Origin of the sequence: Malaciobacter marinus (assembly GCF_003544855.1) — a bacterium.
Classification (GTDB): Bacteria; Campylobacterota; Campylobacteria; order Campylobacterales; family Arcobacteraceae; genus Malaciobacter; species Malaciobacter marinus.
In genome coordinates this window covers 1,590,434-1,598,721 of sequence record NZ_CP032101.1, presented here as the reverse complement: position 1 = coordinate 1,598,721, position 8,288 = coordinate 1,590,434, and the positions used below count along the sequence as shown (strand labels likewise).

Here is an 8,288-nt window from a genome sequence, read left to right as displayed (position 1 = left end):
CCTCTATTTTAGAAGCTAAAATAAAAAATGGGAATAATATATGTTAAAAAATTTACTTGAAAATGATGAATTTAATAGATTAGTAAAAGCAAAAGATGGATATGTGCTTTATAATAAAAATGATGTTTATATTGGAAAATCAATTGAGGAGTATGGAGAGTTTTCTTACCATGAGGCAGCTTTATTTGAACAAATTTGTAAAGAAGGAGATGTTGTAATTGAAGTAGGAGCAAATATAGGAGCTCATACAATTGCATTATCAAAATTAGTAAAACAAAGTGGTGTAGTTTTAGCTTTTGAACCTCAAAGAGTGGTTTTTCAAACATTATGTGCAAACCTAGCTTTAAATAGTATTACTAATGTACATACTTTTCAAACGGCACTTTCAAATGAACAAGGTTATGTTGCTATGCCTGATATTGATTATTCAAAGCAGGGTAATTTTGGAGGTGTGAGTGTAGATGGATTTAAAAAAGGTACACCTGTAAGAAAAGAGAAACTTGATGATTATAAAGATAAAATATCAAGATTAAAGTTTTTAAAAATTGATGTTGAGGGTATGGAGATTGAAGTTTTAAAGGGCGCAAAAAATATAATACAAAAATTTAAGCCTATTATTTACGTAGAAAATGATAGGCAAAAACACTCAAAAGAGTTAATTGACTTAATAAAATCATATGATTATAGACTTTATTGGCATTTACCAACTTTATATAATAGACAAAATTTTGCCAATAATGAAAAAAATATTTTTAATAATATAGTATCTGTAAATATGGTTTGTATTCATAAAAGTTTTAATATAAATGTTGAAAAAATGATTGAGGTTAAGGATTCTAATTTTCATCCATTAAAAAGGGAAAAAAGTGACTAAAATAATTGAGAGTTTAAATAAACAAGCATTAGAAGCATATAATAAAAAAGATTTAAAAACAGCACAAGAAAAGTATGAAGAGTTGATAAAAAAAGAACCAAATACTTCAGAAAACTATTGTAATTTAGGTGTTGTTTTAAAAGCTTTAAAAAAATATCAAGAAGCTTACAATGTTTATATAAAAGCTTTAAAACTTAATAATAAAAATCAATTGGTTTTAAATAATCTTGGAAACTTATTTAAAGAGATAAAAGATTATAAAAAGGCTATAAGAGCTTTTAGTGATGCTATTAGATTAAATCCAAAAGATTTCAATGCTTATAATAATTTAGGTATAGTTTATGAAGCTATAAATGATTATGACAAAGCAATTGTTGCATACAAACAAGCAGTTAAAATTAAACCAAATTATTCAAAAGCTGTTAATAATATAGGTGTTGTTCTATATAAGCAAAAAAAGTATAAAGAAGCAATTGAAATTTTTAAAATAGCTCTTAAAATTGATCCTGAATATAACGAACTTTATAGTAATATTGGAGCTTGTTATAATAAACTAAAACAGTATGAATATGCAATAGAAAATTTGAATAAAGCAATAGAATTAAACCCAAATAATGCAGGGGCATATACAAATTTAGGAAATGTATATAATAAAATACATGATTATAAAAAAGCTGCATCTTTACATGAAAAATCTATAGTTTTAGAGCCAAATGGAGTAAATGCACATAGTAATCTAGGAACCTCTTATAAAAACTTAGGATATACAAATAAAGCAATACAAAGTTATAAAAAAGCAATACAATTAGATTCAAACTTTGAAAATGCACACTTTGATTTAGCTACAATTTATCTTTCAAAAAATGACTTTAAAAATGGCTGGAGCGAATATGAGTGGAGATTCAAAAAAGAGGAGATGTTATCTCACATTGTAAATAATAAAGATATATTTTCAAAACCTATGTTAAAAAAAGATGATAATATAGAAGGTAAAATTTTACTTTTACACTCTGAGCAAGGCTTTGGTGATTCTATACAGTTTATTAGATTTTTGCCTTTATTAAAAGATAAATTCAAGTGTAAAATAGCAGTAAAGTGTAGAGATGAGTTAAAAGAGCTTTTTAAAACAATAGAAGAAATTGATATTTTAGTAAATAGAAGTGAAGATACTCCTATTTTTGACTATCATCTTCCTATTATGAGTATGCCTTTTATTTTGAATATGAAATCTTTAAATGATTTACCAAAACAAATGCCATATTTAAAAGCTTTAGATGATGAATCTTTAAAAATCAAAAAAGATAAAAAGAAGATTGATATAGGAATTTGTTGGTCAGCTTCAATAACAGGTGAGAGTTATGATGGTAAAGTTTTTGATTTAAAATATTTAGAACCTTTGATAAATCATCCTAAAATAAATCTATACTCTTTACAAGTTGGGAAAGAGAATGAACATATAAAAAAGTATGGATATGAAAATGAAATTATTGATTTAACAGATAAATTAACAGATTTTTCAAAAACTGCAAGTTTAATAAAACAACTTGATTTAGTTATCTCATCAGATACTTCAGTTGCACATCTTTGTGGTGCTATTAATGCACCTGTTTGGATTCCTTTACAAAAGTATCCAGATTGGAGATGGACAAACAAAGGAGAGTCTACAAAGTGGTATCCAAGTGCTAAATTATTTAGACAAAAAAGCAATAGAGCTTGGGATAGTGTATTTCAGTCTCTTTACGCTAAACTATCTAAACAATTTAAGATAAAAGATATAAGGTTTTAATTGGAAAAAATAGAAGATAACGTAGAAGATATAGATGAAAAAATAAGCCCTAAAGAGTATCCTTTACTATTTTCATTTAAATATATATTAGATTTTTATTTTGGAGATATCTCTTTAGAAACCATATTAACACTTAGTGCAAATAGTGAAAAAGGTTTTACAAATCAAACTGCAATTGATGTTGCTCATGAAGTCGGACTTTATGCAGTTTATAAAGATATAAGTGCTTTGAATATTCCTAAACACTTCTTGCCTTGCATTATATTTGATAAAGAGAATAAACCTTTTATTCTTACAAATAAAGCAAAAGAGGCATCTTTACTGGATATTAGTACAAATGAAACTATTACTATTGATTCTTCAAAACTAAAAGAGTATAAAAAAGCAATTTTGATTTTTAGAGATAAAAATAAAAGTGAATTGATAGATAGTACAAAAACAGGTAATTGGTTTTGGCAACCAGTAAAGAGTTTTTGGCGTTCATATATTGAAATTGGGATTTTAACTTTATTTATTAATATTTTTGCTTTGGCAGTTCCTTTATTTACTATGAGTGTTTATGATAGAGTTGTTCCAAATAATGCAATTGAGACTTTATTTGTACTTGCAAGCGGAGTTGTGATAATTTTGATTTTTGATGTTTATTTTAAAAGTGTTAGAAATCATATAATAGAAAATGTTGGTAAAAAATTAGGGGTTTATTTAGAAGAAGAGTTAATGAAAAGAATGTTAACTTTAAAATCTCAATATGATACTTTATTGGTTGGTTCTAAAGCAAATTTATTTAAAGAATTAAATCAAATAAGAGATTTTTTTGCAACAAAATCTGTTTTACAAGTAATTGACTTGCCATTTTTCTTTATTGCTATTATTGTAATTTTTCTTATATCACCAGCTGTTGCAGCTGTTCCTTTTACAATTGCTATTTTAATACTAATATTTAATGTAATTATGCAAATTCCAATCTCTAATTTGAGTAAAAAAAATGTTCAAAATACACAAGCTAAGCATAGTTATTTAGTTGAGACTATTCAAGGAAGTGAAATAATTAAACTTTCAAATGCAACTTCAACAAAGTTATTTAATTGGAGAAATATTGTTGCAGTTACTGATTCTATTTCTCAAAAGATACAGTCTTTAAATGTATTTTCAATGAACTTATCACAAACAGTAATTCAGTTTGTAACAATGCTTGTAATTGTAGTAGGAGTTTTTGAAATAGCAAATAAAAACCTAACAATTGGTGGACTTATTGCTGTTACAATTCTTTCAAGCCGTGCAATGGTTCCTGTAATACAAACTTCAATGATGGTGATTAGATTTAAAGAGGTAAAAGAGTCTTTAAACAATATCAATGAGTTTTGGCATTTACCAGTTGAAAATGAAAAAAATCTTGAAGTTGGTGTTGGAGAACTTAAGGGAGATATTGAATTTAAAGATATAAGTTTTTATTACAAAGATAGTAAATATGCATCAATTGATGAATTTAATTTGACAATAAAAGCAGGGGATAGAGTAGGTATTATTGGACAAACAGGAGCTGGTAAAAGTACATTTTTAAGAATGCTTACAGGATTAGAAGCTCCTACTAAAGGAAGTATTTATTTAGATGGACATGAGATTTCAACTATGCATCCTGTTGAATTAAGACAAAATATAGGAGTTATGCCTCAAGAACCTTTTTTATTTTCTGGAACTTTAAAAGAGAATATTGAATTATCTCATCCTATAAGTAAAGAAAGAATGATGCAACTTATTAAAATTATAGGTTTAGAAGAGCTTGTTAAAAAAAGCGGTCAAGGTGATGGTTTACAAGTTGGTGAAAGAGGGTCTAACTTATCTGTTGGACAAAGACATTTAGTTGCACTGGCAAGGGCAATTTTAAATAATCCTCCAATTTTAGTTTTAGATGAACCAACAACAGGTCTTGATGTTGGCTTAGAAAAGAGTTTGGTAAACCATGTAAATAAAATCGCACAAGATAAAACCTTGATAGTAATTACTCATAGATTTGCAGCTTTAGAAATGGTTGATAGAGTAATAGTTTTAAATAATGGGAAAATTGTTGCTGATGGACCTAAAGATAAGATTTTAAATGCATTATCACAAAAGAAGATTTAATTATGAATAGATTATTTGAAGAACAAAAATGGAATTACTATGTATCTGTTATTCCTATAATGATATTTTTTATTATTTTTCTAATTTGGGCTAGTTTTAGTGAGGTTGATGAAGTTGTAAGAGGTGAGGGGAAAGTAGTTCCTTCTGGGCAAACAAAAGTTTTACAAAACTTTGAGGGTGGAATTATTTCAAAAATTTTATTAACTGAGGGTGATAAAGTAAAAAAAGGTGATATAATTTATAATCTCTCAAATGCTTTTTTTAAAGCAGATTTAAAAACAAAAGAGATTGAACTTCTATCTTTTGAAGCAAGTGCTATTAGATTAAAATCTTCTATTGCAAATAAAAAGAGTATAGAGTTTCCACAAGAAATGAAAGATAAAATTCCAGATATTATTGAAAATGAAAAAAGAATTTTTATTGAAGACTTGGATAATAGAATAAGAAAAATAGAGATAGAAAAAGATAAAGTCTCTCAAAAGAAATTAGCTTTAAAAGAGGCTGAAAATAAGTTTGATAATTTAAGTTTGGAGCTTAATTTAGCTCAATCAAATATGAGTATTTTAGAAAACTTATACAAAAAGAAAGTAGTTTCAAGAAAAGAGTATTTATCTGAACTATCAAAAAAACAAAGTATTGTTACAAGACTTGATGAAACAAGAAATAGATTGCCTATTTTAAAAGAAGAAATAGAAGAAGCAAAAAAAAGAGTTGAAAGTGTAAAATCACAAATAAGAAGTAAACTTTTAAAACAATACTCTTCTTTAAAAATAGAAATAAATAAACTTATTGAAAAAAATAGAGCAAATAAAGATAGAGATTTAAGAAAATCTGTTGTCTCACCTGTAAATGGGGTAATAAATAAACTATATTTTCATACTATTGGAGGAATTGTAAAGCCAGGTGATAAAATGGCAGAAATTACACCAATTGATGACACTTTAACTATTGAAGCTAAAATTAAAACTTCAGATAGAGCATTAGTTTGGAGTGGACAAGATGTATCAATTGAAATAACAGCATATGATTTTTCAAAATATGGATTATTAAAAGGAAAATTAGTTTCAATTTCACCTGATAGTTTTGAAGATAGAAGTGGAAATGTTTTTTATATAGCTAAAATAAAAGCCAATGATTATGAATTTGCGCCAGATCTTCCAATACTTCCAGGAATGGTTGCTAATGTGAATATTTTGACTGGAAAAAAGACAATTATTGAGTATATTTTAAAGCCACTAAAAAATATAAAAAGAAATGCTTTAAGTGAACAATAAATTACAAGTAATTTAAAACTTAAAATAAAATAATAATTATTTAATAATATAATAAGATAAACTGTTATAACATATTATAGTTATTATAAGGATGGGAAATATATAAATGTTTAGTTTTATTAAAATGCTTCAAAATTTTTTGAGAAATTTAAAAAAGAATAAGGGACTTTGGTTTACAACCCTTTCTGTAATATCTATCTTAGGAATATCATTTTCTATGTATATTTTGATGACTATGACTCAAAATGTGTCAAAAGAAGTCTATATTACTATGTCAGAAACATATGAAACTAGTTTAAAAAATAGAATAAATAAAAAAGAAGAAAACTTTAAAAAACTTGTAGCTTCAATATATGCAAATAATAATATATTAACAGCAATGGAACAAAATAATATAAATGCTGTGGAAAGTATAGTAAATACTTACAATGAGAATTTTTTAAAAGCAGGCTTCAATGAATTGTCAATGAAGTTTTATCCTTCCTCAAATCAAATTAATCAATATAGAAATAGTATAAATTCAGTAATAACAAACAAAACTAAAGTTTTCGGAGTTGAAGTTTTAAATGATGGAATTTTTGTAATTTTAGTTGAACCAATTTTAAAAGATGATAATTTAATAGGTGTAGTAGAAATAAAAGAATCAATCCATACTTTAAAAGCAGAATTTGAAAAAGATAATTCTATTTTTGTTTTTTTGCTTGATGAAAAAATGATGGGAAAACTATCTTTAAAAGCAAAAACTGGCAAATATAGAGATGTTGTAAATGAGTACAAAGTAGAAGAGAAAAAGTATGATGGAAACTTTTTTGGAAAACTAATATCAAATGGCAAAGAAGGTTTTAAAAAGTTAGAAGATAAAGGTTATTTGGTTGATGATACTTATTATAAAACATATAAAAAAATCTCAGACATAAATGGAGCTACAATAGGACTTGCAATTTTAGGAGAGCAGGTTGAGGGAAGTGGTGCCTTTGTAAATATTGTAGATAAAATGACTAAAACAGTAACTACAGTTGCTCTTGGTTTAGTTATCTCTATTTTATTATTTATGTTTTAAAGGCAGTGTATGCGAAGAATTAAGATATTAAAAATATTTGTTATATTTCTGCTTTTTTTGGTCTTTTTGATATATTCAAACTTTTCTTTGATATCATCATTTTTTATGGCTACATTAAATTTTAATATAGCTATTTTAACGGTGTTTTTAATTGGTCTTTTAGTTGTATATCAATCTGCCATAAGACTTACAATGCTTGCAGGTACCTTTGGTATATTAGCTTATAAAAAAGGAAAAGATTTAGAGTTTTATTTGCAAGGTATAACAGAATTGATGCCAGCAACAATTGCTCATATGTTTAATAGAAGAGCTCAAAAAGGAGTTTTATATTTTACTGAAAATGAAGCAAAAGATGTAACTGTTTGGTTATCTGATCAATTTTTTAATCAAAAAAGTTATACTAGTTTCTTTGTTGGAACTTCACTTATGTTAGGGCTTTTTGGTACTTTTACAGGTTTACTTGTTGCTATTGATGAAATGGGTTCAATAATTTTATCTTTAGGTGGCGATGATATTGATATAGCTGAAATTATGACAGGCTTTTCAGGACCCTTAGGTGGTATGGCTATTGGTTTTGCTTCTTCACTTTTTGGAGTTGCTTCTGCAATTATTTTAAATGTAATGCAATATATTTTAACAAGAAATCAAGCAGCTTTTTTAGAAGATGTTGAGGATTGGTTAAAAGGTAAAATAATCGAGTCTCAATCTTCTGATGTTTTAGAAGAGATTGGTACTGCTTTTTCAAAAGAAGGAAAGGTTATCTCACAAGCTCCAACACAAGGTGCAGGTGGTTTACCCTCTGGATTTATTGATATTTTTATTGATACAATGGGTAGTTTTACAGAAAAACTTGAAAAGTCAAATAAATCATCACAAGAGTTATATGAAATTATTACATCAAATTTAAGTGAAAATACAAAAGCTAGTGAACATGAATCATTGATTTTAGAAAGTGTTGATAATTCATTAAAAGAGTTAAATGTAAATCAATTTTCAAATGCTGGTATGATGGAAGACTCTCTTCAAGAAATTTCAAATGTAATTTTAGCAGAACATAAAACAATCAAAAAGAGTTTAGCTTTACAAGAAGAAAACAATAAACTATTAGTTCAATTAGTTGAATCTTTAAATCAAAAGATTGAAACTTTGGAAGAAAAAGTTAAGTAGGTTTGT

Annotated in this window: 6 protein-coding genes; all 6 read left to right on the top strand. The window is 26.3% G+C overall.

The window, feature by feature from the left end; all coding sequences use genetic code 11:
* Nucleotides 1-40 precede the first annotated feature (40 nt).
* The 6 genes from AMRN_RS07935 (at nt 41) to AMRN_RS07910 (ending at nt 8,282) form a co-directional block, all read left to right on the top strand.
* The gene (locus tag AMRN_RS07935) at nt 41-874 is read left to right on the top strand and encodes an FkbM family methyltransferase (protein ID WP_099311180.1); all 834 of its coding nucleotides are present in this window, start codon (nt 41-43) and stop codon (nt 872-874) included.
* Nucleotides 867-2,660 carry a tetratricopeptide repeat protein gene (locus tag AMRN_RS07930; RefSeq protein WP_099311179.1) on the top strand — a complete coding sequence of 598 codons (1,794 nt, stop codon included), beginning with the start codon at nt 867-869 and terminating at the stop codon, nt 2,658-2,660. Before AMRN_RS07935 ends, AMRN_RS07930 begins: the two co-directional genes overlap by 8 nt.
* Nucleotides 2,661-4,781: a type I secretion system permease/ATPase gene (locus tag AMRN_RS07925; RefSeq protein ID WP_099311178.1), complete on the top strand. Its 2,121-nt coding sequence runs from the start codon at nt 2,661-2,663 to the stop codon at nt 4,779-4,781. It begins immediately after the preceding gene.
* 2 nt (nt 4,782-4,783) lie between these two features.
* Nucleotides 4,784-6,055, top strand: coding sequence for an HlyD family type I secretion periplasmic adaptor subunit (locus tag AMRN_RS07920; protein ID WP_099311177.1), 1,272 nt, complete (start codon nt 4,784-4,786; stop codon nt 6,053-6,055).
* Between the two features lie 106 nt (nt 6,056-6,161).
* The gene (locus AMRN_RS07915) at nt 6,162-7,115 is read left to right on the top strand and encodes a hypothetical protein (RefSeq protein WP_099311176.1); all 954 of its coding nucleotides are present in this window, start codon (nt 6,162-6,164) and stop codon (nt 7,113-7,115) included.
* 105 nt (nt 7,116-7,220) lie between these two features.
* Nucleotides 7,221-8,282 (top strand): hypothetical protein, encoded by a 1,062-nt coding sequence (locus AMRN_RS07910; RefSeq protein ID WP_152031934.1) that lies wholly within the window; start codon nt 7,221-7,223, stop codon nt 8,280-8,282.
* Nucleotides 8,283-8,288: the final 6 nt, after the last annotated feature.

Excerpts from the sequence above, each read along its gene's own strand:
- AMRN_RS07920 (WP_099311177.1), top strand. The coding sequence starts at position 4,784 with ATGAATAGATTATTTGAAGAACAAAAATGGAATTACTATGTATCTGTT.
- AMRN_RS07935 (WP_099311180.1), top strand. The coding sequence starts at position 41 with ATGTTAAAAAATTTACTTGAAAATGATGAATTTAATAGATTAGTAAAA.
- AMRN_RS07915 (WP_099311176.1), top strand. The coding sequence starts at position 6,162 with ATGTTTAGTTTTATTAAAATGCTTCAAAATTTTTTGAGAAATTTAAAA.
- AMRN_RS07910 (WP_152031934.1), top strand. The coding sequence starts at position 7,221 with ATGGCTACATTAAATTTTAATATAGCTATTTTAACGGTGTTTTTAATT.